The sequence below is a fragment of the Pseudomonas sp. HMSC063H08 genome, assembly GCF_001813645.1.
GTDB classification, from domain to species: Bacteria; Pseudomonadota; Gammaproteobacteria; order Pseudomonadales; family Pseudomonadaceae; genus Pseudomonas; species Pseudomonas aeruginosa.
Genome location: NZ_KV813493.1, coordinates 1 through 25,301, shown reverse-complemented (window position 1 = coordinate 25,301; position 25,301 = coordinate 1). Strand labels below are relative to the sequence as shown.

Below are 25,301 nucleotides of genomic sequence, written 5' to 3'. Positions count from 1 at the left end.
CTCAGTGATTCTCCGGCACGGCGGCGGCTTGGTGGGCGGCGCGCCCGCGCGGCCCGTGGAAGTATTCGCGGACCCAGGGGTCGTCGGTGGCGGCGACCCGTTCCAGGGTATCGACCACCAGGACCTTCTTCTGCGACAGCACGGCGACCCGGTCGCAGATGGTGTACAGGGTGTCCAGGTCATGGGTGACCAGGAACACCGTCAGGCCGAGGGCGTCGCGCAGGGTACGGATCAGGTTGTCGAAGGCCGCCGCGCCGATCGGGTCGAGGCCGGCGGTAGGCTCGTCGAGGAACAGGATGTCCGGGTCCAGCGCCAGGGCGCGGGCCAGGGCGGCGCGCTTGATCATGCCGCCGGAAAGCGAGGCCGGATACTTGTCGCCGGCGTTGGCCGGTAGCCCGGCCAGGGCCAGCTTGACCTGGGCCAGGTGCTCGGCGTCGGCGCGCGGCAGGCCGGCGTTTTCGATCAGCGGCAGGGCGACGTTCTCCACCACGGTAAGCGAGGAAAACAGCGCGCCCTGCTGGAACAGCACGCCGAAGCGCCGTTCGACCAGGGAGCGGCGCTCCTCCGGCAGTTGCAGCAGGTCTTCGCCGAACACCCGCACGCTGCCGGAGGTCGGCCGGCGCAGGCCGACGATACTGCGCAGCAGCACCGACTTGCCGGTGCCGGAGCCGCCGACCACGCCGAGGATCTCGCCGCGACGGACGTCGAGGTCGAGGTGCTCGTGGACCGCCTGGGCGCCGAAACGGTTACACAGGTCGCGGACCTGGATGATCGCCTGCGGGTTGTCCTGGCTCACCAGCCCATCTCCATGAAGAACAGCGCGGCGAGGGCGTCGAGCAGGATCACCACGAAGATCGAGTGGACCACGCTGGTGGTGGTGTGCTCGCCCACCGACTGGGCGCTGCCGCTGACCTTGAAGCCTTCCAGGCAGCCGATCACGGCGATCAGGAAGGCAAACAGCGGGGCCTTGCTGATACCGACCAGGAAATGCTGTACGCCGATTCCGTCCTCCATGATCGACAGGAACATCGCCGGCGGGATGTCCAGGGTCCAGGCGCAGACGGTCATGCCGCCGACGATGCCGCAGAGCATGCCGACGAAGGTCAGCATCGGCAGCGATACCAGCAGCGCCAGCACCCGCGGCAGCACCAGCAGCTCGATGGGGTTGAGGCCGAGGGCGCGGATCGCGTCGATCTCCTCGTTGGCCTTCATCGAACCGATCTGCGCGGTGAAGGCGCTGGCGGTACGGCCGGCCATGAGGATCGCGGTGAGCAGCACGGCGAACTCGCGGAGGAAGGAGAACACCACCAGGTTGACCGTGTAGATGGTCGCGCCGAAGTTGGCCAGCACCGTGGCGCCGAGGAAGGCGATCACCGCGCCGACCAGGAAGGTCAGCAGGGCGATGATCGGCACCGCGTCCAGGCCGCTCTTCTCGATGTTCGCCACCAGCGGCGTGACCCGCCAACTGGCCGGGCGGACCAGGCTGCGGAGCAGGGTCTCCAGGGTCAGGCCGATGAAGCCGAGGAGTGCCTTGAGGTGCAGCCAGAAGGTCTCCATGGCACAGCCGATGCGAGCCAGCAGTTCGATGGCGGTGGTCGGCGGCTTGGGTTTTTCCGGTTCGCAGAAGTCGTGCAGGGCGTGGCCGACGGTCTTCAGCAGGGCCTGGCGCTCGCGCGGCAGGCCGGGCTCCAGCTCGGCGAGGTCGGCCAGGCGCTCGGCGCCGAGCAATTCGGCGAGCAGGGCGGCGCCGGCGGTATCCAGGGCGCCCAACTGGCTCAGGTCGAAGCTGGCGTTGCCCGCCACTTCGCTGCGCAGGCGCGTCACCTCGCGCTCCAGAGCCGTGTAGTGGGCGAGCGTCCAATCACCTATGGCTCTGACGCGGGCGGGCTGGGTGGAGCTATCCAGGCTCACGTGGCCGGGTTGCGGCTGTGTCGTCATGGTGCAGAAGCTTACACCGGCTTTTCAGTCCCTGAGTAGAGCCATTGCAGACAGGCCCGTGAGCGCTCAGTGGCGCCAGAACGCCGGGGTCAGCAGGACCAGCACGGTGATGATCTCCAGGCGGCCGAGCAGCATGCCGGCGGCCAGCAGCCACTTGGCGGCGTCCGGCAGGCTGGCGAAGTTGCCCGAGGGGCCGATGATGGGGCCCATCCCCGGGCCTACGCCGGCCACGGTGCTGGCGGCGCCGGTGAGGGCGGTCATCCAGTCCAGGCCGATCAGCGACAGGCAGAGGGCGAGCAGGCAGACGACGATGGCGAAGAAGAACGAGAAGGTCAGGATCGAGCGGACGATTTCCTCGTCCAGGCGATGGCCGTTGTAGTTCTGCTTGAGCACCGCGCGCGGGTGGATCAACTGGTAGAGGTTGGCCTTGAGCAGGGTGTAGGCGACCTGGAAGCGGAAGATCTTGATGCCGCCGGCGGTAGAGCCGGAGCAACCGCCGATGAAGCCGAGGTAGAAGAACAGCATGATCGAGAAGTGCCCCCACATACTGTAGTCGCCGAGGGCGAAGCCGGTGGTGGTGACCACCGAGGTGACGTTCACCGCGACGATGCGGAAGGCATCCATCCAGGGCAGCTTGGAGGTTACCGCGTACCAGGTGCCCATCAGCAGCCAGGTCACCAGCAGCAGGCCGAGCAGGCCGCGGACCTGCTGGTCCTTGATCAGCGCCTTGCGGTGTCCGCGCAGGGTGGCGACGTAGAGCGCGAACGGCAGGCTGCCGAGGATCATCACCACTACCGCGGTCCAGTGCACCGCCGGCTGCTTCCACTTGGCCAGGGATTGGTCGGAGGTGGAGAAACCGCCGGTGGAAATCGCCGACATGGCGTGGTTGACCGCGTCGAACGGGCTCATGCCGGCGCCCCAGAAGGCCAGGCTGCCGAGCAGGGTGATGCCGACATAGGTGGCGACGATGTACTTGGCGACCATGTGCGAGCGTGGCAGGACCTTTTCCGAGCGGTCCGAGGATTCGGTCTGGAACAGGCGCATGCCGCCGATCCGCAGCATCGGCAGGATCGCCACGGCCATGGCGATGAAGCCGATGCCGCCCAGCCAGTGCAGCAGCGAGCGCCAGATGAGGATGCCCGGGGACATGTCGTCCAGCCCGCTGAGCACGGTGGAGCCGGTGGCGGTGATCCCCGACATGCTTTCGAAGAAGGCATCGGTGTAGCTGATGTGCTGCTGCAGGACGAACGGCAGGGCGGCGAAGATGCATACCAGCACCCAGCTCGATACGGTGAGCATGTACATGTCCCGCGGGCGCAGGTGGACATGCTCGGGACGCCCCGGCAGGACTAGGCCGAGGCCGGTGACGAAGGTGGCGACGCTGGACCAGATGAACGCCTGGATGCCTTCGGTACGGTCGAAGGCGAGCATGGTCAGGATCGGGACCAGCATGCTGGCGGCCAGAGTGATCAGGAAGATGCCGATGATGAAACCGAGGATGCGTAGGGTCGGCAAGGCCATGGATCGTGGGGCTCTGGGCGGTGGCGGACCGGTCATTCTACCAGCCGTCCGCGGAGAGTAAATCTGCCGCTGCGCCCCTCTTCACAGCAGCCGCGAAATCGCTAGAATCTCGCTTCGCCCGCCGGCGCTCGCCGGTTTCTCTGGTGTTCTGCCAACCATGTCGACTGACAATCCGTGTCTTACCTGCGGCGCCTGCTGTGCGCATTTTCGTGTGTCTTTCTATTGGGGCGAGTGCCGTTCCGCAGGCGGCGTCGTACCCGACGAACTGACCGTCCGCATCAGCCCGCAGATGGTCGCCATGAGCGGTACCGAGAACAAGCCGGCGCGCTGCGTCGGGCTGCTCGGCGAGGTCGGTTGCGGTGTTCGCTGCACCGTCTACGAGCAGCGCTCGAGTACCTGCCGCGAGTTCGAGGCGGCCTGGGTCAACGGCCAGCCCAACCCGGCCTGCGATGCCGCGCGCGCCGCCTACGGCCTGCCACCGCTGACCCCGCCGCTGCAGCCGCATCTGGCGCCGGGCCGGGTCGCCTGAGAGCGGGCGTGAGCCTGGCGATTGCGTCTACAATGGCGATTTCGTTTCTGACAGGAGTTCGCCCATGGAGGCTCTCGACGCCTTGCTCACTCGCGTTTCCCACGCCCGCCTGAGCGATCCCGCGCCCTCGCCGGAGCAGCTCGACCGGCTGTTCCGGGTCGCCTTGCGTGCCCCGGACCACGGGCAACTGCGGCCCTGGCGCTTCATCGTGGTAGAAGGCGAAGGCCGCCGGGCCCTGGGCGACCTCTACGCCCGCGCCCTGGCGAGCCGCCAGCCGGACGCCGCCGAGGAAGCGCTGGCCAAGGCCCGCAACATGCCGCTGCGGGCACCGCTGCTGGTCGTGGCGGTGGCCTGCCTGCAGGATCACCCGAAGGTGCCGCATGGCGAGCAACTGCTGGCCGCCGGATGCGCTGCCCACGGCCTGGTGCTGGGCGCCTATGCCCAGGGATTGGGGGCGATGTGGCGGACCGGCGAGATGGCCACCGATCCGGTGGTGCACGCCGGCCTGGGGCTCGGCGAGCAGGAGCGGATCATCGGCTTCGTCTACCTGGGTACGCCGATGGGCGAGTTGCGCACGCCGACGGAACTCGACCCGACGGCCTTCGTCAGCGCCTGGCCGGGCTGAGCGGCAACAGCAGGCGTACGCACCAATACGCGCCCTGAGCGTGCCAGAGCAGTCGTCCGCCCTGCCAGCCGGCCAGTCGTCGGGCGGCTTCCACGGCCGCCGGCAGCCAGCGCCGGCCTTCTTCCGCCTGGCCGAGGATGTCCAGGCGCAGCCGGCCGTGGCGCGCGTCCAGCGCCGGATTCAGCGTGATGCGCTGCCACGGGCGGGCCTGCGCGGCGCCGCCGAGCAGGCCGTAGAGCGCCTCGTGCAAGGCCGGGCGCCAGCTTTCCAGCGGCCAGGTGCCGCGCTCCGGCAGGTTCAGGTCGAGGCGCGCCCAGCGTTGCCGCAGTTGCTGGGCGACCTGTCCCAGCTCGACCGCCAGGACCAGCGATTGCGGCTCGTCGCCGGGAAGCTCCGGCGGCGCGATGGCCTGGGCGAGCGGGAGTTCATCGAGGAACAACGAAGCGGGGAGAGTCATGCCGGATGCTCCTGGGGGAAGTGTCGCGCATCGGGGCGCGGCGTCATTCGGTCGCCTTGCGCCGTAGCGGCAGGCTGAGGGTGGCGATGAAGCCGCCGTCGGGATGGTTGCCCAGGCGCAGGTGCCCGCCGTGGCGCTCGATGGCGCGGCGGGCGATGGCCAGGCCCAGGCCGTGTCCCGGGCTGCTCTGGTTGGGTGCGCGGAAGAACGGTTCGCCCAACTGCTCCTGCAGTTCGACGGCGATGCCTGGCCCATGGTCGCGGACGCTCAGGCGCAGGTAGTCGCCGGCGCTGCTGGCACGCACCTCCAGGGGTTGGCCGACGGGGTTGAAGCGCACGGCGTTGCGCAGCAGGTTGTCCACCGCGCGTTCGAACATGTCCGGCCAGCCGTCGATGCTCAGGTCAGGCGCCACTTCCAGGCGGATATCCTGTTCCGGAGCCAGCAGCAGGGCGTCTTCGCGCAGCCGCTGGAGCAGCGGCAGCAGGGCGATCCGTTGGCTCGCGCCGGGTTCGGCGTCGAGCCGGGCGAGGGCGAGGATCTCGCCGATCAGTGCTTCCAGGCGGTCGCATTCCTGTTCCAGGCGCGGCCACATCTGCGCCCGCGCTTGCGGTTCGGCGCGCTCGGCCAGGGCCAGGGCGATGCGCAGGCGCGCCAGCGGCGAGCGCAGTTCGTGGGACACGTCGCGGAGCAACTGTCGCTGGCTGCCGATCAGGCTTTGCAGGCGTTCGCCCATGCGGTTGAAATCACGCGCCAGGGTGCCCAGTTCATCGCCGCGCCGCGCCAGGCGGGCCAGGCTGTCCTTCTGGTAGGTGGTCTGGCCGAGGTCGTGCACGGCGCGCCGCAGACGGTTCAGCGGACGGGTGATGGACAGCGTTAGCAGCAGGCTGAACAGGGTCAGCACCACCAGTGCGATGCCCAGCGCGCTGAGCGGCCAGAGCAGGCTGCCGCGGTGCCAGGCCTCCAGCTCCGGGTGCGGGATGCGGTAGATGAACAGATAGGTATGGTTGCTCTGCGGGCTGACGTATTCCTGGCTCAGTTGGCGCCAGGGGAAGCGCGGCAGGTTGCGGTCGCTGGTGCGCGGCGGGCGGTGGCGGTGGCGGGGGCGCGGCAGGTAGGTGCCATCGACCAGGCGCTGGCCGCTTTCGTCGAGCACCTGGATGGAAATCCCGTAGTCGCGGCGGCGTTGCTCCAGCAAGCCCTGGGCCGCGTAGCTGCCCTGTTCTTCGTAGAGGGCGGTCCACTGCTCGGCGAGATCCTTCAGGCCGGGATGGCGGGCGATGATCCAGGTGTCCTGGTTCAGCGCGCGACCCAGCAGGATGGAAAGCCCGGCTACCAGCAGCAGGGCCAGCCAGAAGGCGGCGAGGATTCGCCAGAAGAGTGAACGCATGGTTTTCCTGTTGAATCGCATGTCGGGCCGGCCGCGTGGGTAAACCCCTAGGATATGCGATTCCGGCTGGTCGGAAGACCGCTACCGGAGGACCCGGTAGCGGTGGCTCGGACGTCAGTTGGACTTCTTGTCGGCCTTCCATTGCTGGAATTCGGCCCACTCTGCCTTGCGCTGCTCGCGCTTCTTCTGCAGTTCGTCGAACTTCTTCTGCTGCTCGGGGGTGAGCAGGGCGCGGATGTCCTTCTGGGTCTTCTCGTGGCTGGCCTTGAGTTCGTCCTTCAGGGCCTTCTGCTCGGCCGCCGGCAGCTTGGCCAGGTAGCGCTGGGTGATCTCGTGGCGGGCCTTCATCTGTTCGCCCATCAGTTTGCCCATCTGCTGGCGCTGTTCGCGGGTCAGGTTCAGTTCCTTCATCGGGCCGCCATGCCGGGGACCGTGCTGGCCCATCATGTGGCCGCCTTCCATCGGCGGGGGCGGCAGGTCGTTGGCGGCGGGCGCGGCCATGGCGAAGGTCGGCAGGGCGGCGGCGATGAACAGGGCGGTTAGCGTCTTGCGCATGGTATTTCTCCTTTCTGGGTCCGGCCATTTACCGGATGAGCCCAGTCTAGGGAGGTCAAGGTCAAGCGCGGTCAGCCCTGGGTAAAGCTTGGGTAAAGACCCTGTGTCGGCGGGCTGACGAAACCCGCTCAGTGGCTGTAGTAGTAGCCGCGGCCGCGCAGGGCGAGGATGCGCGGGCTGCCGTCGGGGTGGCTGCCGAGCTTCTTGCGCAGGTTGCTGACGTGCATGTCCAGGCTGCGGTCGTAGAGGGTCAGCTTGCGGCCCAGCGCCAGTTGCGCCAGGGCCTGCTTGTCCAGCGGTTCGCCGGGCTGGCGCAGGAGCGCTTCGAGGATGCGGCTTTCGGAAAGGGTCAGGCTGATCTCCTGGCCGTCGATCTGTGCCACGCCGCGCGTCAGGTTCAGCGACAGGTCGCCCAGTTGCATCTGCGCGCTGGGCTGCGCCGGGTGGGTTCGCCGCAGCACGGCGCGCAGCCGTGCGGTGAGTTCGCGCGGGTCGCAGGGCTTGGCCAGGTAGTCGTCGGCGCCCAGTTCCAGGCCGAGGATGCGGTCCAGCGGCTCGCCGCGGGCGGACAGCATCAGCACCGGCAGGTCGGGATGGTCGCCGCGCAGTTGCTTGAGCAGTTCCAGGCCGCTGCCGTCCGGCAGCATCACGTCGAGCACCACGGCATCCGGCGTCTGCTCGGCGAGGGCGCGACGGGCCTGGGCGCCGTCGTGGCTGGCACGCACGGAGAAACCTTCCTGGACCAGCCAGGTACCGAGCAGCTCGCAGAGCTCCCGGTCATCGTCGATCAACAGCAGTTCGCTCATCGGGTGTCGCTCAATTGATCCATTCGCGTCGCTGTCGCCGGCGGCCGCGGCTCAGGGCGCCGAGGACGAACGCGAGCAGGGCGGTGGCGGCGCCGGCGACATACCAGGTCTGCTCTTCTGTGAGCAGCGGCGGTTGCCGCTGCGCCTGGGCCGCCTGCAACTGCTCGCGCAGCTGGCGGTTCTCCTGGCGCATACGACTGACCAGTTCGTCGCGCTGGCGTTCCGTTTCCACCAGGCGGCGCTCCAGTTCGGCGGTAGCCTGCGCAATGGAAGGCTGCGCGGCTGGAATCGGTGCTGGCGCGGGTTCCTCGGCCTGGGCCAGGGAAGCTCCCAGGCTCAGGCTCAGCAGCAGGCAATGGGCAGTGGATGGACGCATCATGACTCCTTGTACCGATGAAGCGACGGATTGCACTGTCTTCCGGTTCGCCCTTCCGGCTCGGCGAAAGCGCCGGACCGGCCTGGTTGCGCTGCGGCGGGCACCGGAAAGCGGCGTCCGGTGCGAAAACGTTTGCCGGGAGGGCGACCGGGCCGGCCGCCGGTACCCGGCGACTGCCTCAGGGCAGGACTTTCTTGAACGGCTTGACCACCACCTCGGCATACACCCCGGCGGCCCGGTAGGGGTCGGCCTCGGCCCAGCTCTGCGCCGCGGCCAGGGAATCGAATTCGGCGACGATCAGGCTGCCGGTGAAGCCGGCGGCGCCCGGGTCGTTGCTGTCGATCGCCGGGTGCGGGCCGGCGAGTACCAGGCGGCCTTCTTCCTTCAGCTGTTCGAGGCGGGCCAGGTGGGCCGGGCGGCTGGCCAGGCGGCGTTCCTGGGAAGCGGGGATGTCACGGGCGATGATCGCGTAGAGCATGTCAGTCCTTGGGCTTTTCGCCGGTATCGGCGTCGTGCAGGTGGCGAGCCAGGAACAGGCCCTGGCCAATCAGGAACAGCAAGGTCATGCCGAGGCTGCCGAACACCTTGAAGTCCACCCAGAAGTTCGGATAGGTGAAGACCACGTACAGGTTGGCGAAGCCGCACACCAGGAAGAACACCACCCAGGCGATGTTCAGGCGCACCCAGAGGCCCTGCGGCAACTGGATGGCATGGCCCATGATGCGCTGGATCATCGGCTTGTCGCCGATGAAGTGACTGCCGGCGAAGGCCAGGGCGAACAGCCAGTTGACCAGCGGCGCCTTCCATTTGAGGAAGGTGTCCTCGTGGAAGGCCAGGGTCAGGCCGCCGAGGACCAGGCAGGCGCCGAGGGTGAACCACTGGCTCTTTTCCAGGTGGCGGTGCTTGAGCCAGAGGGCGCCGTAGACGATCACCGAGGCGAGGATCAGGGTCGCGGTCGCGCCGTAGATGCCACTCAGATTGAACCCGGCGAACTCGACGTTCTGAGGGTCTATCTTGTAGACGATGAAGAACAGGATCAGTGGGATGAAATCGATGAATTGCTTCATGGTGGCAGTCAGGACACGGTTGAAGCGGCATAATAGCAACCTCTGGATGTTCTGAAACAGTCATCCTGTCTTTCCGAATGCGTCAGGCCTGTGCCGCAGGCGCATTCGCCAGGTGGAGCAGGCTCCCCGGACCCATGAACGGTACGTCTCGATACCGCGAGGCAGCGAATCGGCGTTGCTTCATCACCATTCTTCACTGGAATCAGGATTCAGCCATGCGTGTCGATCTGCATTGCCACAGTACCGCCTCCGATGGCGTTCTCGCGCCCGCCGCCCTGGTGCAGCGGGCCCACGAGAAAGGCGTCGGGCTGCTGGCGCTGACCGACCACGACACCCTGGAAGGCTTGCCGGAAGCCCACCAGGCGGCCGCTCGACTCGGTATCGAACTGGTCAACGGCGTCGAGTTGTCCTGCACCTGGGGTGGCGCCACCATCCATGTGCTGGGCTACGGTTTCGACCTCGACGCCGCTCCCCTGCGCCAGGCCACCGAAGCCCTGCACCGCGGCCGCTGGGCGCGCGCCGAGGAAATCGACCGACGGCTGGCGGCCAAGGGTATGCCCGGGGCGCTGGAGGGCGCGCGGGCGATCCAGCGGGCCCTGGGCGACAGCGGCAACGCGCCGGCGCGGCCGCATTTCGCCGAGTTCCTGGTCCAGGGCGGCTGGGTCAAGGATCGCGCCGACGCGTTCCGCAAGTGGCTGGGGGCCGGCAAGCTGGGAGACGTCAAGCAGCACTGGCCGACCCTGGAGGAAGTGGTCGGCTGCCTGCGCGAGGCGCGCGCCTGGATCAGCCTGGCGCACCCGTACCATTATGATTTCACCCGGACCAAGCGCCGGCGCCTGGTCGCCGACTTTCTCCAGGCCGGCGGACACGCCATCGAGGTGGTCAATGGCGTGCAGCCGGCCGAACAGGTCGGTACCCTGTCGATCCTGGCCCGCGAGTTCGGCCTGATGGTCACCGCCGGCAGCGATTTCCACGCGCCGGGCGACTGGTCCGAACTGGGCATGTACCGTGCGGTTCCAGAGGACCTGCCGGCCATGTGGCCGCGTTTCGCCAGGCATTTTCGCGATACCGAACGTCATTCCGAAGCCAAGGGGGCCGAATGAGCCAGTTCTTCCAGATCCATCCGGAAAATCCCCAGCCACGGCTGGTCAAGCAGGCGGTGGAAATCGTCCGCCAGGGTGGGGTGATCGTCTATCCCACCGACTCGTCCTATGCCCTGGGTTGCCGCATCGGCGAAAAGACCGCGGTGGATCGCATCCGCCGCATCCGCCAACTGGACGACAAGCACAACTTCACCCTGGTCTGCCGCGACCTTTCCGAGCTGGGGGTCTATGCCAAGGTCGACACCGGCCTGTTCCGCCTGCTCAAGGCGCACACCCCCGGTCCCTACACCTTCATCCTCAGCGCCACCCGCGAGGTGCCGCGCATGCTCCTGCACCCCAAGCGCCGCACCATCGGCCTGCGCGTGCCGAACTGTCCGATCGCCCGGGCGCTGCTGGAGGAGCTAGGCGAACCGCTGATGAGCGTGAGCCTGATCATGCCCGGCAGCGGCGAGCCACTGAACGATCCCTATGAAATGCGCCAGGTACTGGAACACCAGGTCGACCTGATCGTGGACGGGGGCTATGGCGGCGGCGAGGCCTCCACCGTGATCAGCCTGACCGACACCGATCCCGAAGTGATCCGCGTGGGTTGCGGCGATCCGGCGCCGTTCATGCAGCCGGCCTGAGCGCCGCCCGAATCCGCCCACCACGAGCCTACCGATGCAGGACGATAACCCGGCCAACGCCGACACCCCTCCAGCCGAACCCGCCGCCGAGCGGGTGCCGCTGCAACTGGCGCTGGTCTACGGCGAGGCGGTCACCGAGCTGCCGCAGGACCTCTATATCCCGCCGGACGCGCTGGAGGTCTTCCTCGAGGCCTTCGAGGGCCCGCTCGACCTGCTGCTGTACCTGATCCGCAAGCAGAACATCGACATCCTGGATATCCCGGTGGCGGAAATCACCCGCCAGTACATGGGCTATGTCGAGCTGATGAAGGCGGTGCGCCTGGAGCTGGCCGCCGAGTACCTGGTGATGGCGGCGATGCTGGCGGAGATCAAGTCGCGCATGTTGCTGCCGCGCTCGGCGGAAGCCGAGGAGGAAGAGGACGATCCACGGGCCGAGCTGATCCGCCGCCTGCAAGAGTACGAACGGTTCAAGAAGGCCGCCGAAGACCTCGACGAACTGCCCCGGGTCGGCCGCGACGTGCTGGTGCCGGCGGTGGCTGCTCCCGAGGCGCGGGCGCGCAAGCTGCTGCCGGAGCTGGCGCTGCAGGAGCTGATGCTGGTGATGGGCGAGATGCTGCGCCGCGCCGACCTGTTCGAGAGCCACCAGGTGACCCGCGAGGTACTGTCCACCCGCGAACGCATGAGCGAAGTGCTGGAGCGCCTGAAAGGCGGCGCCTTCGTGCCCTTCATCCAGTTGTTCACCCTGGAGGAGGGCAAGCTCGGCGTGGTGGTCACCTTCATGGCGATCCTCGAACTGGTCAAGGAGCAGATGGTGGAACTGGTGCAGAACGAGGCTTTCGGCGCCATCCATGTGCGCCTGCGGATAGCCCGCGAAGCGGAGGAAGGCGAAACCCTGGAGGAAGCCCTGGAAGACGATTTCGAGTGAGCGCGCCGCGCCGCTGGCCGTTCGTCCCCCTGCGGACGGTCGCCTTTTCCGAGCTTCCGGCTTCGCTCCCTCCCGTGGCCTGTTAAGCTGCATGCCCGATTCCGCTATCTTTCCCTCTTCCTGGCTCCGGTATCCGTTGCGACGATGAACCTGTCCGATCCCCACGAACTCGCCACCCTGCTCGAAGGCATCCTCCTCGCGGCCGGCAAGCCGCTGTCGCTGGAACGCCTGGCCGAGCTGTTCGACGAGGCAGAGCGGCCGGAGCCGGGGCAGTTCCGCGACGCCCTGGCGATCCTGGCACTGTCCTGCGCAGGGCGCTCCTTCGAGCTGAAGGAAGTCGCGTCCGGGTATCGCCTGCAGATTCGCGAGCGTTTCTCGCCGTGGGTCGGCCGCCTCTGGGAGGAGCGTCCGCAGCGCTATTCGCGCGCGCTCCTGGAAACCCTGGTGCTGATCGCCTACCGCCAGCCGATCACCCGTGGCGAGATCGAGGAGATCCGCGGCGTGGCGGTGAACACCCAGATCGTCAAGACGCTGATGGAGCGGGAGTGGATCCGCATCGTTGGCTACCGCGAGGTGCCGGGGCGCCCGGCGATGCTGGCGACTACCAAGGCGTTCCTCGATTATTTCAACCTGAAGAGCCTCGACGAGCTGCCGCCGCTGTCGGCGCTGCGCGAGATGGAGCCCGAGCCGGAACCGCCGGTCGAAGTGGCGCCCGCGGCGCAGCCGCCGCGCGACGATCTCGACGAGGATGCGATTCCCGCCTCGATCCAGGCCCTGGCCGATCGCGCCATCGCCGAGGCCGGGGAAAGCCTCGAGGAGATCGAGGGCGAGGCCGGCGAGCCGGAGAAACCGCGCGAGGAAACCAGCTTCCGCAGCCTGCTGCTGGAACTGGACGAGATGGAGCAGGGCCTGAAGACCGACTTCGACGACCTGCTCGACCCTCCGGAGCCCTCGGAGCAGGGCGACGAGTCCGCCGAGCCAGCGGCTGGGCCGATTCCCGTGGTCGCGGAGCAAGCCGTCGAGCCTGCCGTCGCGGAGGCTGTCGCGGGCGCCGATCCCGATGACGAGGAGCGCGCCCTGGCGGAGGCCATGCGCGAGGAGCGCGAGGCACTGGACGCCGACGACGACTGGCCGCGCCGCTGACCGTCGTTCCACCCTGTAGAATTCATCCGGCCGCGCCGGCGAGGCCGGCCCGCTCCGTTTCATCGACCCTGGAACCCGCCCATGAAAGAGACCCTGAACGAACTGATCACCCTCATCAGCACCGGCTGCATGGGCGCCGAGGAGATCCGGCGGATCGCCGACGAGGCGGCCCAGGCCTACGCCGATCCGGCAGGGTTCCTCGCCGCCAACCCGGACATCAACTACGACGACAGCTTCCCGATCCCGCTCGGCGAGTGGGTGGTGGTCGGTAGCCTGCCGGATATCGTGCTGTTCCAGGCCGATACCTATGCCGAGCTGTTCGCCCGGATCGTCGCCTCCTTCGGCAAGGACGTGGCGTTCAACATCAAGCCGAAGCAGTTGCTCAAGACCGAGCCGCTGGTCGCCCTCAACCGTATCCAGGTGCAACTGAGCAGCATGTATCCGGAAAAGGGCGGCTACGTGCTGGTGGATTTCAGCGAGCCGCTGGACGACGAGTTGCAGGCGGTGCTGGTCTATACCCAGGACCTGCCGCGGGTCATGGCGCTCTGCGTCGAGGCCGGCATCTATGCCGCGCCTGCCTACGAAAGCCTGCGCGACGCCGAGGCCGAGTGACCGCGGGCCGCTCGATCGGCCCGATAGTCATTCCCTCCTGGACGCCGGCCCACCGCCTGTCGTGAAGTGACGGGCGAGGACCGGTTGCGGTCCGCGCCGAAAAAGGGGGAACGCTTGAAAAGTCCTTGCATCAATATCTGTGAGTTCGATGCCGACGTGTGCCGCGGCTGCGGGCGTACGCGCCAGGAAATCCGTGCCTGGAAGCGCGCGGACAAGGCCGAGCAGCGACTGATCCTCGCCGAGGCCGACCTGCGCCTGCTGGCGTTGCAGGCGCGCGGTCGGCGCAAGTTCCGCTGAGGCGCGTCAGTCGCGGGCGGCGGCCAGCGCCAGGGCGCTGTCCAGCATGCGGTTGGAGAAGCCCCACTCGTTGTCGTACCAGGCCATCGCCTTGACCAGCCGGCCGCTGACCTTGGTGTGGTTGGCGTCGAAGATCGACGAGCGCGGGTCGTGATTGAAATCCACCGACACCAGCGGCTGGGTGTTGTAGCCGAGCACCGGAGAGCCCTCGCTGGCCTCGCGCAGCAGGCGGTTGACCTCGTCTACGCTGGTATCCCGGGCCACCTGCACGGTGAGATCGACCAGCGACACGTTGATCACCGGCACCCGCACCGCCAGGCCGGTAAGCTTGCCGGCGAGTTCCGGCAGGACCAGGCCGACCGCCTCGGCGGCGCCGGTCTTGGTGGGGATCATCGACTGGGTCGCCGAACGTGCGCGGTACAGGTCCGGGTGGTACACGTCGGAGAGGTTCTGGTCGTTGGTGTAGGCATGGATGGTGGTCATCAGGCCGTGCTCGATGCCCAGCTCGCGATGCAGCACCTGGGCCACCGGTGCCAGGCAGTTGGTGGTGCAGGAGGCGTTCGAGACGATCCGATGGGAGGCGCGCAGCACCTCGTGGTTGACGCCGTAGACCACGGTGGCGTCGACGTCCTTGCCGGGCGCCGAGATCAGCACCTTGCCGGCGCCGGCCTGCAGGTGGGCGGCGGCTTTGTCGCGGCTGGTGAAGAGCCCCGTGCACTCGAGCACGATGTCCACGCCGAGGCTCTTCCAGGGCAGTTCCGCCGGGTTGCGGATGGCGCTGACGGCGATGCGGTCGCCCATCACCCGCAGGCTTTCGGCATCGTGCTCGACCTCGCCGGGAAAGCGTCCATGGACGCTGTCGTACTGGAACAGGTGGGCGTTGACCGCGGCGTCGCCGAGGTCATTGATCGCCACTACCTGCAACTGTTCGCGGTAGTGGCCGGTATACAGGGCGCGAAGAACGTTTCGGCCGATGCGACCGAAGCCGTTGATGGCCAGGCGGATAGTCATAATGAGGTCGTCTCTTTTCTATTGTTGTGGTAAAAACCATTACATTTCGTCCAGAAAGAAAAGTAAACATCCTTCAACCGATGATTATGTTGTAAAAACAACAATTGATAGTCTGTAGGAGAATCTGCCATGCACCCTCGTGTGCTCGAAGTCACCCGCCGCATCCAGGCCCGTAGCGCGGCCACTCGCCAACGCTACCTCGAGATGGTCAGGGCGGCGGCCAGCAAGGGGCCGCACCGCGGCACCCTGCCGTGCGGCAACCTCGCCCACGGGGTCGCGGCCTGTGGCGAAAGCGACAAGCAGACCCTGCGGCTGATGAACCAGGCCAACGTGGCCATCGTTTCCGCCTACAACGACATGCTCTCGGCGCACCAGCCGTTCGAGCGCTTTCCGGGGCTTATAAAACAGGCGCTGCACGAGATCGGTTCGGTCGGCCAGTTCGCCGGCGGCGTGCCGGCCATGTGCGACGGGGTGACCCAGGGCGAGCCGGGCATGGAACTGTCGCTGGCCAGCCGCGACGTGATCGCCATGTCCACCGCCATCGCGCTGTCTCACAACATGTTCGATGCGGCGCTGTGCCTGGGCGTCTGCGACAAGATCGTGCCGGGCCTGCTGATCGGCTCGCTGCGCTTCGGCCACCTGCCCACCGTGTTCGTCCCGGCCGGGCCGATGCCGACCGGCATCTCCAACAAGGAAAAGGCCGCGGTGCGCCAACTGTTCGCCGAGGGCAAGGCCACTCGCGAAGAGCTGCTAGCCTCGGAAATGGCCTCCTACCATGCACCCGGCACCTGCACCTTCTATGGCACCGCCAATACCAACCAGTTGCTGGTGGAGGTGATGGGCCTGCACTTGCCCGGTGCCTCCTTCGTCAACCCGAACACCCCGCTGCGCGACGAACTCACCCGCGAAGCGGCGCGCCAGGCCAGCCGGCTGACCCCTGAGAACGGCAACTACGTGCCGATGGCGGAGATCGTCGACGAGAAGGCCATCGTCAACTCGGTGGTGGCGCTGCTCGCCACCGGCGGCTCGACCAACCATACCCTGCACCTGCTGGCGATCGCCCAGGCGGCGGGCATCCAGTTGACCTGGCAGGACATGTCCGAGCTGTCCCATGTGGTGCCGACCCTGGCGCGCATCTATCCGAACGGCCAGGCCGACATCAACCACTTCCAGGCGGCCGGCGGCATGTCCTTCCTGATCCGCCAACTGCTCGACGGCGGGCTGCTTCACGAGGACGTACAGACCGTCGCCGGCCCCGGCCTGCGCCGCTACACCCGCGAGCCGTTCCTCGAGGATGGCCGGCTGGTCTGGCGCGAAGGGCCAGAACGGAGTCTCGACGAAGCCATCCTGCGTCCGCTGGACAAGCCGTTCTCCGCCGAAGGCGGCTTGCGCCTGATGGAGGGCAACCTCGGTCGCGGCGTGATGAAGGTCTCGGCGGTGGCGCCGGAACACCAGGTGGTCGAGGCGCCGGTACGGATCTTCCACGACCAGGCCAGCCTGGCCGCGGCCTTCAAGGCCGGCGAGCTGGAGCGCGACCTGGTCGCCGTGGTGCGTTTCCAGGGCCCGCGGGCGAACGGCATGCCGGAGCTGCACAAGCTCACGCCGTTCCTCGGGGTCCTGCAGGATCGTGGCTTCAAGGTGGCGCTGGTCACCGACGGGCGCATGTCCGGGGCGTCGGGCAAGGTGCCCGCGGCCATCCATGTGAGTCCGGAAGCCATCGCCGGCGGTCCCCTGGCGCGCCTGCGCGACGGCGACCGGGTACGGGTGGATGGGGTGAACGGCGAGTTGCGGGTGCTGGTCGACGACGCCGAATGGCAGGCGCGCAGCCTGGAGCCGGCGCCGCAGGACGGCAATCTCGGTTGCGGCCGCGAGCTGTTCGCCTTCATGCGCAACGCCATGAGCAGCGCGGAAGAGGGCGCCTGCAGCTTTACCGAGAGCCTCAACGGCTGGCGCTGATTCTGATAGGTCGATGTCCGCCGGCGCTTGGCTGGCGGCTGTCTCTCCGGCAACATCTGCCGACCGTCCCGCCCTGGCGCGGGGCATTGCGGTTCAACGACGATGAATAACGACAACAAGAGAAGCGCCGGCGGCCTCGGCCTGGTCGGCGATATCGGCGGCACTAATGCGCGTTTCGCGCTCTGGCGCGGGCAGCGCCTGGAATCCATCGAGGTGCTCGCCTGCGCCGACTACCCACGGCCTGAACTGGCCGTGCGCGACTACCTGGCGCGGATCGGCGAATCGGTGGCGAACATCGACTCGGTCTGCCTGGCCTGCGCCGGTCCGGTTGGGGCGGCGGATTTCCGTTTCACCAACAACCACTGGGTGATCAATCGCGCCGCGTTCCGCGAGGAGCTGGGGCTGGATCACCTGCTGCTGGTCAACGACTTCAGCACCATGGCCTGGGCCGCCTCGCGGCTGGGCGCGGACGAGCTGGTGCAGGTCCGGGCCGGCAGCGCCCAGGCGGATCGCGCCCGGCTGATCATCGGTCCCGGCACCGGCCTTGGCGTCGGCAGCCTGCTGCCGCTGGGCGGGGGACGTTGGGAAGTGCTGCCCTGCGAGGGCGGGCATGTCGACCTGCCGGTCACTTCGCCGCGCGACTTCGCGCTCTGGCAGGGCCTGCAGGCGCGCTACGGACACGTCTCCGCCGAGCGCGCACTGTCCGGCAACGGCCTGCTCGCCCTCTATGAAATCAGCTGTGCCCTGGACGGGGTCGCCGTCCGCGCGAGCAGTGCGGCGGAAGTCGGTGCCCTGGCCATGGCCGGCGACGCCCAGGCGGACGCCGTGCTGGAGCACTTCTTCCTGTGGCTGGCGCGGGTCGCCGGCAACGCGGTGCTCACCGTCGGCGCGCTCGGTGGCGTCTACATTACCGGCGGCATCGTCCCGCGTTTCCTCGAGCGTTTCATCGCCAGCGGCTTCGCCGAGGCCTTCGCCAGGCGTGGCAAGACCAGCGGCGCTTACCTGCAGGACGTACCGGTGTGGGTCATGACCGCCGAACATCCGGGCCTGCTCGGCGCCGGCGTCGCCCTGCAGCAGGCCCTGGACGCCGAGGGCTGAGTCGGCGTCGAGCAACCGCATAAGGAGGAGCCTCGTGAGCGCGAACGGACGATCGATCCTGCTGGTGGACGATGACCAGGAGATCCGCGAATTGCTGGAGACCTACCTGAGCCGCGCCGGCTTCCAGGTCCGCAGCGTCTCGCGGGGCGCCGACTTCCGCCAGGCGCTGTGCGAGGAGGAGGCGAGCCTGGCGATCCTCGACGTGATGCTGCCGGACGAGGACGGCTTCAGCCTCTGTCGCTGGATTCGCTCCCACCAGCGCCTGGCCTGCATGCCGATCATCATGCTCACCGCCAGTTCCGACGAGGCCGACCGGGTGATCGGCCTGGAACTGGGCGCCGACGACTACCTGGGCAAGCCGTTCAGCCCGCGCGAGCTGCTGGCGCGGATCAAGGCCCTGCTGCGCCGCGCGCAGTTCACCCAGGTGCGCGGTGGCGACGTACTGGCCTTCGAGGACTGGCGACTGGATACGGTCAGCCACCGGCTGTTCCACGAGGACGGCGAGGAGTTCTTCCTCAGCGGCGCGGATTTCGCCCTGCTCAAGCTGTTCCTCGACCATCCGCAGCAGATCCTCGACCGCGACACCATCGCCAACGCCACCCGCGGCCGCGAGGTGCTGCCGCTGGAGCGCATCGTCGACATGGCGGTCAGCCGCCTGCGCCAGCGCCTGCGCGACACCGGCAAGGCGCCGCGGCTGATCCAGACCGTGCGCGGCAGTGGCTACCTGCTGGCGGCGCAGGTGCGGCCGCACCTGCAGCCATGAGCGAACGGCGGCGCTGGTCGCCGGTGCCGCGCTCGCTGCTCGGGCGCATGCTGCTCCTGACCCTGCTCGCGGTGCTGGTCGCGCAAGGGCTTTCCAGCCTGTTCTGGCTGTCGCACCTGCGCTCCAGCCAGCGCGAGGGCCTGCTCACCAGCTCGCGCAGCCTGGCCTACTCGATGGCGGCCAGCGTCAGCTACTTCCGTTCCCTGCCGCTCGGCTACCGTCCGCTGGTGCTCGACCAGTTGCGCAGCATGGGCGGTACGCGCTTCTTCGTCTCGCTGAACGACCGGCCGCTGGAGATGCGTGCCCTGCCGGACACGCCGAACAAGCAGGCGGTGCTGGAGATCGTCCAGGACGTGTTGCATCAACGCCTGGGCAAGGAGGTCGAGCTGCAGGTCGAATTCGTCAGTCCCGACGAGCTGCGCCTGTTCAACGGCGCGCTGAAGCTCGACGAGCTGCCGCGTTCCTGGGCGCACTACGCGCTGACCCTGGAGCCGGTGAACCCGCCGGTGCTGGTGACCCAGATCCGCATCGGCGACAGCGAGTGGCTGTACATCGCCAGCCTGATGCCGGCGCCGTACGTCAGCCTGGAACCCGAGGGACTGCAACCGCAGCAGGTGCTCTCGATCGTTTTCACCAGCCTGTTGCTGCTGCTTTTCACCGGTTTGCTGATGCATTGGCAGAGCCGTCCGCTCAAGCGCCTGGCGCGCGCCGCCCGCGACCTGGCCCTGGGCAGTCCGTCGGCAGCGCTGGAGGAACGCGGCGCCAGCGAACTGGTGGAGGTGGCGCGCGCCTTCAACACCATGCACGAGCGCATCGACCGCTACCTGAACGAGCGCGGACAGTTGTTCAGCGCCATCTCCCATGACTTGCGCACGCCGATCACCCGCCTGCGCCTGCGGGTAGAACTCCTCGAGGACGAGCGCTTGCAGGAGAAGTTCGGGCGCGACCTGGACGAGCTGGAACTGCTGGTGAAGGGCGCGCTGCAGTGCGTGAAGGACACCGATATCCACGAGAACGTCGAGCCGGTCGACCTCAACCTGTTGCTCCAGCACATCGCCGAGCCCTACCTGGCCGATGGCCGGGTGGAGGTCGTCGGTCGCGCCGCGGAGCCTTATCCGGGCAAGCCCCTGGCGCTCAAGCGCTGTATCGGCAACCTGCTGGACAATGCGCTGAAATACGGCGAACGCGCCCGCCTGAGCCTGGAGGACGGGCCGGAAGCGGTGGTGCTGCACGTCGACGACGACGGCCCCGGCGTGCCCGAGCAGCGCCTGGAACAGATCTTCGAGCCGCGCTTCCGCCTGTCTCCGCGAGGGCAGGGTTACGGGCTGGGCCTGGGCATCGCGCGCAACATCGCGCACACCCATGGCGGCGAAGTCAGTTTGCAGAACCGTCGCGAGGGCGGCCTGCGGGTCAGCCTGCGCTTGCCGCGCCTGGGGCTGGAGTGATGGGCTGGCTTGGCGGGCCCTTGAACGAGGCAGGTAGGCACGAGGTTCTCCCGTGTTCTGCGGCAGCGGCAGACAGAGGCGGAGCGGGCGCTATGGCGGTGTTTGCGCGGGCATCGATTGCTCGGGCTGAAGTTTCGTCGGCAGAAGGTTCTCGGGCCGTACATCGTCGATTTCGTCTGTCATGAGCGGATGCTGGTGATCGAACTGGATGGCGGGCAGCATGTGGGTTCGCCGGCCGATGCCTGGCTGGAGAGCCGAGGTCCAGGGTACTGCGGTTCTGGAACGACAGCGTGCTGGCGCGCAGGGAGGTGGTGCTGGAGGTCATTCTCGTGTTGTAGGAGGTTTCTGTCGCGAAACCGCCTTGCCGAGTTCAAGTCCAGATTTTCCTGCTCTGCCTCAATCCCAATGTAACCACTCCGTGACAAACCCGGATCGCTTCGTTACCCGCGACGCAGAACGCTTGAATAGACTCGAAGCATTGCAAGCGCAGACTTGCTCCGAATAACAAGAAGAAGGTTTTCCTCATGAATGCGATCCGTCGCCTCTCTGCCGTCATCTGTCTTTCCTCCCTCTGTCTCTCCCCGCTGCTGGCCCAGGCCGGCGAAGTCGAAGTGCTGCACTGGTGGACCTCCGCCGGCGAGAAGCGCGCCGCCGAAACCCTGAAGAAGCTGGTCGAAGCCAAGGGCCACACCTGGAAGGACTTCGCCGTGGCCGGCGGTGGCGGCGAGGCGGCGATGACCGTGCTGAAGACCCGCGCGGTGTCCGGCAATCCGCCGGCCGCGGCGCAGATCAAGGGGCCGGATATCCAGGAGTGGGGCGAACTGGGCCTGCTCGCCGACCTCAACGCGGTGGCCGCCGAAGGCAAGTGGGACAGCCTGCTGCCGAAGCAGGTGGCGCAGATCATGAAGTACGACGGCGACTACGTAGCAGTGCCGATCAACGTACACCGGGTCAACTGGCTCTACATCAACCCGGAAGTGTTCAAGAAGGCCGGCGCCACCCCGCCGACCACCCTCGACGAACTGTTCGTCGCCGCCGACAAGCTCAAGGCCGCCGGTTTCACGCCGCTGGCCCATGGCAGCCAACCGTGGCAGGACGGCACCGTGTTCGAGAACCTGGTGCTGAGCAAGATGGGTCCGGAAGGCTATCGCAAGGCCTTCGTCGAACAGGACAAGGCGACCCTCACCGGAGCGCAGATGGTCGAGGTGTTCGCCGCGCTGAAGAAGCTCCGCGGCTACGTCGATGCCGACGCCGCCGGTCGCGAATGGAGCGCCGCCACGGCGATGGTGATCAACGGCAAGGCCGGGATGCAGATCATGGGCGACTGGGCGAAGAGCGAATTCACCGCCGCCGGCAAGGTGCCGGGCAAGGACTACCAGTGCCTGCCGTTCCCCGGCACGCAGAAGGCCTTCGACTACAACATCGACTCGCTGGTGATGTTCAAGCTGAGCAACGCGGAGAACCGCAAGGCCCAGGAAGACCTGGCGCGCAGCGTGCTCGATCCGTCCTTCCAGAAGGACTTCAACCTCAACAAGGGCTCCATCCCGGTTCGCCTGGACGCCGACATGGCGCCGTTCGACAGTTGCGCCCAGCAGTCGATGAAGGACTTCAAGCAGGCTTCCCAGGACGGCAACCTGGTGCCGAGCATGGCCCACAGCATGGCCGCTTCCAGCTACGTGCAGGGGGCGATCTTCGACGTGGTGACCAACTTCTTCAACGACCCCGCCGCGGACCCGCAGAAGGCCGCCCAGCAACTGGCGGCCGCCATCGAGGCGGCGGCGCAGTAAGTCCCTGGCGCGGAGCCCGGCCTGGGCTCCGCTCGATCCTCCCGACTGGTTCCGTGCCGCCGTGCGGCACGGGTGGGTTCCTTCGCACGCGAGAAAACGCATGGCGACCAATTCCCCTGTCTATCCCACGGCTCCGGTAGCGCCTCGTCGCGTCTCGCCGCTCGATCGCCTGCAAGGCTGGCTGCCGAAGCTGGTGCTGGCGCCAAGCGTGGTCGTGGTGCTGTTCTGCATGTATGGCTACATCGGCTGGACGCTGCTGCTGTCCTTCACCAACTCGCGCTTCATGCCCAGCTACAAGTGGGCCGGGCTGAGCCAGTACCAGCGCCTGTGGGACAACGACCGCTGGTGGGTGGCGAGCAAGAACCTGCTGCTCTTCGGCGGCTCGTTCATCGCCATCTGCCTGGTGCTCGGGGTGTTCCTCGCGGTGCTGCTGGACCAGCGCATCCGCCGCGAAGGCTTCATCCGCACCCTCTACCTGTATCCCATGGCGTTGTCGATGATCGTCACCGGCACCGCCTGGAAGTGGCTGCTCAATCCAGGCCTGGGCCTGGACAAGCTGCTCCGCGACTGGGGCTGGGAAGGTTTCCGCTTCGACTGGCTGGTGGACCCGGAGCGGGTCGTCTACTGCCTGGTGATCGCCGCCGTGTGGCAGGCCTCCGGCTTCGTCATGGCGCTGTTCCTCGCCGGCCTGCGCGGGGTCGACCCGGCCATCGTGCGCGCCGCCCAGGTCGACGGTGCGAGCCTGCCGACCATCTACCTGCGCATCGTCCTGCCGAGCCTGCGCCCGGTGTTCTTCAGCGCGCTGATGATCCTCGCCCATATCGCGATCAAGAGCTTCGACCTGGTAGCGGCGATGACCGCCGGCGGGCCGGGTTATTCCTCCGACCTGCCGGCGATGTTCATGTATGCGCATACCTTCACCCGTGGCCAGATGGGGCTCGGCGCGGCGAGCGCGATGCTGATGCTCGGCGCGGTGCTGGCGATCGTGGTGCCTTACCTGTATTCCGAACTGCGAGGCAAGCGCCATGCGTGACGCGTCCCTGAACCCGACCTTCAGCGTCAGCCGCCTGGCCGTGCACCTGACCCTCTGGGGCGCCTGCGCGCTTTACCTGGTGCCGCTGCTGGTGATGCTGCTGACCAGCTTCAAGACGCCGGACGACATCCGCACCGGCAACCTGCTGTCGCTGCCCGACACCTTCACCGTCATCGGCTGGCTCAAGGCCTGGGACAGCGTCGGCGCGTTCTTCTGGAACTCGGTGCTGATCACCGTGCCCGGCGTGCTGATCTCCACCTTCATCGGCGCGTTGAACGGCTACGTGCTGTCGATGTGGCGCTTCCGCGGTTCCCAGCTGTTCTTCGGCGCGCTGTTGTTCGGCTGCTTCCTGCCGTTCCAGGTGATCCTCCTGCCGATGTCCTTCACCCTCGGCAAGCTCGGCCTGGCCAATACCACCAGTGGCCTGGTGCTGGTCCACGTGATCTACGGCCTGGCCTTCACCACGCTGTTCTTCCGCAACTATTTCGTGGCGATCCCGGATGCCCTGGTCAAGGCCGCGCGCCTGGACGGCGCCGGTTTCTTCACCATCTTCCTGCGCATCCTGCTGCCGATGTCCACGCCCATCGTGATGGTCTGCCTGATCTGGCAGTTCACCCAGATCTGGAACGACTTCCTGTTCGGCGTGGTGTTCGCCAGCGGCGATTCGCAACCGATCACCGTGGCCCTGAACAACCTGGTGAACATCACCACCGGGGTCAAGGAATACAACGTCGACATGGCCGCGGCGATGATCGCCGCGCTGCCCACGCTGGTGGTCTACGTACTGGCCGGCAAGTACTTCGTGCGCGGCCTCACCGCCGGCGCCGTGAAAGGCTGAGACGGGTCGCTGACCCCGGAGACGAACGAAACATGGCAACCCTCGAACTGCGCAACCTGCACAAGAGCTACGGCAGCGGCCTGGCCGATACCCTCAGGGACATCCGGCTGAAGATCGACTCCGGCGAATTCCTGATCCTCGTCGGCCCCTCGGGCTGCGGCAAGTCGACCCTGATGAACTGCATCGCCGGGCTGGAGAGCATCACCGGCGGTGCGATCCTGGTGGACGGCCAGGACATCAGCGGCATGAGCCCCAAGGACCGCGACATCGCCATGGTCTTCCAGTCCTACGCCCTGTACCCGACCATGAGCGTGCGCGAGAACATCGCCTTCGGCCTGAAGATCCGCAAGATGCCCCAGGCCGCCATCGACGAGGAGGTGGCGCGGGTGGCCAGGCTGTTGCAGATCGAGCACCTGCTCGAACGCAAGCCCTCGCAGCTCTCCGGCGGCCAGCAGCAGCGGGTGGCCATGGGCCGGGCGCTGGCGCGGCGGCCCAAGGTCTACCTGTTCGACGAGCCGCTGTCCAACCTCGATGCCAAGCTGCGGGTGGAAATGCGCACCGAGCTGAAGCTGATGCACCAGCGGCTGAAGACCACGACCGTGTATGTCACCCACGACCAGATCGAGGCCATGACCCTCGGCGACAAGGTGGCGGTGATGAAGGACGGCGTCATCCAGCAGTTCGGCACGCCGCAGCAGATCTACAACGACCCGGCCAACCTGTTCGTCGCCAGCTTCATCGGTTCGCCGCCGATGAATTTCATTCCGTTGCGCCTGCAGCGCCGGGACGGACGCTGGACCGGCCTGCTCGATAGCGGCCAGGACCGTATCGAACTGCCGCTGAGCCTGGAGCCCGGCCTGGAGGAGGGGCGCGAGCTGATCCTCGGCGTACGACCGGAGCAGATCGCCCTGGGCGATGGCAGCGCTGCCCATGACCTGCGTACCGAGGTCGAGGTGCTCGAACCGACCGGGCCGGACACCCTGGTCTTCGTCACCGTCAACCAGGTCAAGGTCTGTTGCCGCCTGGCGCCGGACGTCGCGCCGGCCGCGGGCAGCGGCATGAGCCTGCGCTTCGATCCCGCGCGGGTCCTGCTGTTCGACGCGCAGAGCGGCGAGCGCGTGGCCGTGCGCACGGCGGGCGTGGCGGCGGAGAAGGTCGCCGCCTTGAACGGCAATCGCCAGAAGAACTCCTGAATCCTTTCGTACTGCCTAGACCACAACCACGAGGACGCTGGAAATGTACAAGAACAAGAAAACCAGACCGGCCGCCAGGACCGTTGGCTGCCTGTTTGCCCTTGGAGCGCTGGGCTTGGGGAGCGCGGCGCACGCCGCCGAGGCGTTCTCCCCGAACTCGAAATGGATGCTCGGCGATTGGGGCGGCAAGCGCACCGAGCTGCTGGAGAA

28 protein-coding genes and 1 pseudogene are annotated in these 25,301 nt (G+C 67.4%); 18 read left to right on the top strand and 11 right to left on the bottom strand.

What is annotated here, in order from left to right; translation table 11 throughout:
• Position 1: 1 nt before the first annotated feature.
• The 3 genes from HMPREF2924_RS20470 to HMPREF2924_RS20460 all read right to left on the bottom strand — a co-directional run bounded on the left by HMPREF2924_RS20470 (position 2) and on the right by HMPREF2924_RS20460 (position 3,459).
• Complete coding sequence (locus HMPREF2924_RS20470; protein WP_003109197.1) at positions 2-796, bottom strand: ABC transporter ATP-binding protein; 795 nt, start codon at positions 794-796, stop codon at positions 2-4.
• Positions 793-1,938, bottom strand: a complete 1,146-nt coding sequence (locus tag HMPREF2924_RS20465) for an MlaE family ABC transporter permease (RefSeq protein ID WP_004363206.1) — start codon at positions 1,936-1,938, stop codon at positions 793-795. Before HMPREF2924_RS20465 ends, HMPREF2924_RS20470 begins: the two co-directional genes overlap by 4 nt.
• Positions 1,939-2,004: 66 nt before the next feature.
• A complete protein-coding gene (locus tag HMPREF2924_RS20460; RefSeq protein WP_003091497.1) occupies positions 2,005-3,459 on the bottom strand; it encodes a TrkH family potassium uptake protein in 1,455 nt (484 codons plus the stop codon).
• 157 nt (positions 3,460-3,616) lie between these two features.
• On the opposite strand from HMPREF2924_RS20460, the gene HMPREF2924_RS20455 reads away from it, so the two are divergent.
• Positions 3,617-3,988: a YkgJ family cysteine cluster protein gene (locus tag HMPREF2924_RS20455; protein ID WP_003130476.1), complete on the top strand. Its 372-nt coding sequence runs from the start codon at positions 3,617-3,619 to the stop codon at positions 3,986-3,988.
• Between the two features lie 64 nt (positions 3,989-4,052).
• A complete protein-coding gene (locus tag HMPREF2924_RS20450; protein WP_003130478.1) occupies positions 4,053-4,613 on the top strand; it encodes an NAD(P)H nitroreductase in 561 nt (186 codons plus the stop codon).
• On the opposite strand, the gene HMPREF2924_RS20445 is transcribed toward HMPREF2924_RS20450, so the two are convergent.
• From HMPREF2924_RS20445 to HMPREF2924_RS20415, 7 genes are all read right to left on the bottom strand, one after another.
• The gene (locus HMPREF2924_RS20445) at positions 4,594-5,070 is read right to left on the bottom strand and encodes a hypothetical protein (RefSeq protein WP_003130479.1); all 477 of its coding nucleotides are present in this window, start codon (positions 5,068-5,070) and stop codon (positions 4,594-4,596) included. The two genes, HMPREF2924_RS20450 and HMPREF2924_RS20445, sit on opposite strands and share 20 nt — an antisense overlap.
• Positions 5,071-5,113: 43 nt before the next feature.
• Complete coding sequence (locus HMPREF2924_RS20440; protein WP_003130482.1) at positions 5,114-6,457, bottom strand: HAMP domain-containing sensor histidine kinase; 1,344 nt, start codon at positions 6,455-6,457, stop codon at positions 5,114-5,116.
• Between the two features lie 114 nt (positions 6,458-6,571).
• Positions 6,572-7,012: a Spy/CpxP family protein refolding chaperone gene (locus HMPREF2924_RS20435; protein WP_003091492.1), complete on the bottom strand. Its 441-nt coding sequence runs from the start codon at positions 7,010-7,012 to the stop codon at positions 6,572-6,574.
• 128 nt (positions 7,013-7,140) lie between these two features.
• A complete protein-coding gene (locus HMPREF2924_RS20430) occupies positions 7,141-7,818 on the bottom strand; it encodes a response regulator transcription factor (protein WP_003091491.1) in 678 nt (225 codons plus the stop codon).
• A gap of 10 nt (positions 7,819-7,828) precedes the next feature.
• On the bottom strand, positions 7,829-8,197 hold the full coding sequence (locus tag HMPREF2924_RS20425; protein WP_003111064.1) for a hypothetical protein: 369 nt from the start codon (positions 8,195-8,197) through the stop codon (positions 7,829-7,831).
• Between the two features lie 175 nt (positions 8,198-8,372).
• Positions 8,373-8,672 carry a YciI family protein gene (locus tag HMPREF2924_RS20420; RefSeq protein WP_003091489.1) on the bottom strand — a complete coding sequence of 100 codons (300 nt, stop codon included), beginning with the start codon at positions 8,670-8,672 and terminating at the stop codon, positions 8,373-8,375.
• A gap of 1 nt (position 8,673) precedes the next feature.
• Positions 8,674-9,261: a septation protein A gene (locus HMPREF2924_RS20415; protein ID WP_003091488.1), complete on the bottom strand. Its 588-nt coding sequence runs from the start codon at positions 9,259-9,261 to the stop codon at positions 8,674-8,676.
• Between the two features lie 215 nt (positions 9,262-9,476).
• Between HMPREF2924_RS20415 and HMPREF2924_RS20410 the strand changes: the two genes are divergently transcribed.
• From HMPREF2924_RS20410 to HMPREF2924_RS20385, 6 genes are all read left to right on the top strand, one after another.
• A complete protein-coding gene (locus HMPREF2924_RS20410; RefSeq protein ID WP_003091487.1) occupies positions 9,477-10,364 on the top strand; it encodes a PHP domain-containing protein in 888 nt (295 codons plus the stop codon).
• Positions 10,361-10,990, top strand: a complete 630-nt coding sequence (locus HMPREF2924_RS20405) for an L-threonylcarbamoyladenylate synthase (protein WP_003091486.1) — start codon at positions 10,361-10,363, stop codon at positions 10,988-10,990. Before HMPREF2924_RS20410 ends, HMPREF2924_RS20405 begins: the two co-directional genes overlap by 4 nt.
• A gap of 172 nt (positions 10,991-11,162) precedes the next feature.
• Positions 11,163-11,915, top strand: a complete 753-nt coding sequence (locus HMPREF2924_RS20400) for a segregation and condensation protein A (protein WP_003130486.1) — start codon at positions 11,163-11,165, stop codon at positions 11,913-11,915.
• Between the two features lie 144 nt (positions 11,916-12,059).
• Complete coding sequence (gene scpB / locus HMPREF2924_RS20395; protein WP_003114835.1) at positions 12,060-13,058, top strand: SMC-Scp complex subunit ScpB; 999 nt, start codon at positions 12,060-12,062, stop codon at positions 13,056-13,058.
• An 81-nt stretch (positions 13,059-13,139) separates the two neighbouring features.
• Entirely contained in the window at positions 13,140-13,670 is a 531-nt protein-coding gene (locus HMPREF2924_RS20390; protein WP_003114836.1) for a hypothetical protein, read from the top strand.
• Positions 13,671-13,784: 114 nt separating this feature from the next.
• The gene (locus HMPREF2924_RS20385; protein ID WP_003091481.1) at positions 13,785-13,967 is read left to right on the top strand and encodes a DUF1289 domain-containing protein; all 183 of its coding nucleotides are present in this window, start codon (positions 13,785-13,787) and stop codon (positions 13,965-13,967) included.
• A gap of 6 nt (positions 13,968-13,973) precedes the next feature.
• Here HMPREF2924_RS20385 and gap read toward each other — a convergent pair whose 3' ends face one another.
• Complete coding sequence (gap, locus tag HMPREF2924_RS20380; RefSeq protein WP_003091480.1) at positions 13,974-14,978, bottom strand: type I glyceraldehyde-3-phosphate dehydrogenase; 1,005 nt, start codon at positions 14,976-14,978, stop codon at positions 13,974-13,976.
• Positions 14,979-15,107: 129 nt separating this feature from the next.
• On the opposite strand from gap, the gene edd reads away from it, so the two are divergent.
• The 10 genes and pseudogenes from edd to HMPREF2924_RS35575 form a co-directional block, all read left to right on the top strand.
• A complete protein-coding gene (gene edd / locus HMPREF2924_RS20375) occupies positions 15,108-16,934 on the top strand; it encodes a phosphogluconate dehydratase (RefSeq protein WP_003091478.1) in 1,827 nt (608 codons plus the stop codon).
• A gap of 102 nt (positions 16,935-17,036) precedes the next feature.
• The gene (locus HMPREF2924_RS20370) at positions 17,037-18,032 is read left to right on the top strand and encodes a glucokinase (protein WP_003091477.1); all 996 of its coding nucleotides are present in this window, start codon (positions 17,037-17,039) and stop codon (positions 18,030-18,032) included.
• Positions 18,033-18,066: 34 nt separating this feature from the next.
• Positions 18,067-18,795, top strand: a complete 729-nt coding sequence (gene gltR / locus HMPREF2924_RS20365; protein WP_003091475.1) for a two-component system response regulator GltR — start codon at positions 18,067-18,069, stop codon at positions 18,793-18,795.
• Between the two features lie 23 nt (positions 18,796-18,818).
• Positions 18,819-20,240: a two-component system sensor histidine kinase GtrS gene (gtrS, locus tag HMPREF2924_RS20360; protein WP_003130488.1), complete on the top strand. Its 1,422-nt coding sequence runs from the start codon at positions 18,819-18,821 to the stop codon at positions 20,238-20,240.
• A 57-nt stretch (positions 20,241-20,297) separates the two neighbouring features.
• Positions 20,298-20,651, top strand: coding sequence for an endonuclease domain-containing protein (locus tag HMPREF2924_RS34665; RefSeq protein ID WP_305955456.1), 354 nt, complete (start codon positions 20,298-20,300; stop codon positions 20,649-20,651).
• A 113-nt stretch (positions 20,652-20,764) separates the two neighbouring features.
• On the top strand, positions 20,765-22,027 hold the full coding sequence (locus tag HMPREF2924_RS20355; protein ID WP_003091472.1) for an ABC transporter substrate-binding protein: 1,263 nt from the start codon (positions 20,765-20,767) through the stop codon (positions 22,025-22,027).
• A gap of 100 nt (positions 22,028-22,127) precedes the next feature.
• Positions 22,128-23,060: a carbohydrate ABC transporter permease gene (locus HMPREF2924_RS20350; protein ID WP_003091471.1), complete on the top strand. Its 933-nt coding sequence runs from the start codon at positions 22,128-22,130 to the stop codon at positions 23,058-23,060.
• Complete coding sequence (locus tag HMPREF2924_RS20345) at positions 23,053-23,898, top strand: carbohydrate ABC transporter permease (RefSeq protein ID WP_003111072.1); 846 nt, start codon at positions 23,053-23,055, stop codon at positions 23,896-23,898. The genes HMPREF2924_RS20350 and HMPREF2924_RS20345 overlap by 8 nt, the downstream gene beginning before the upstream one ends.
• Before the next feature lie 32 nt (positions 23,899-23,930).
• The gene (locus tag HMPREF2924_RS20340) at positions 23,931-25,091 is read left to right on the top strand and encodes an ABC transporter ATP-binding protein (protein WP_003130489.1); all 1,161 of its coding nucleotides are present in this window, start codon (positions 23,931-23,933) and stop codon (positions 25,089-25,091) included.
• A 43-nt stretch (positions 25,092-25,134) separates the two neighbouring features.
• Positions 25,135-25,301, top strand: a pseudogene (locus HMPREF2924_RS35575) (porin); the annotation flags it as partial.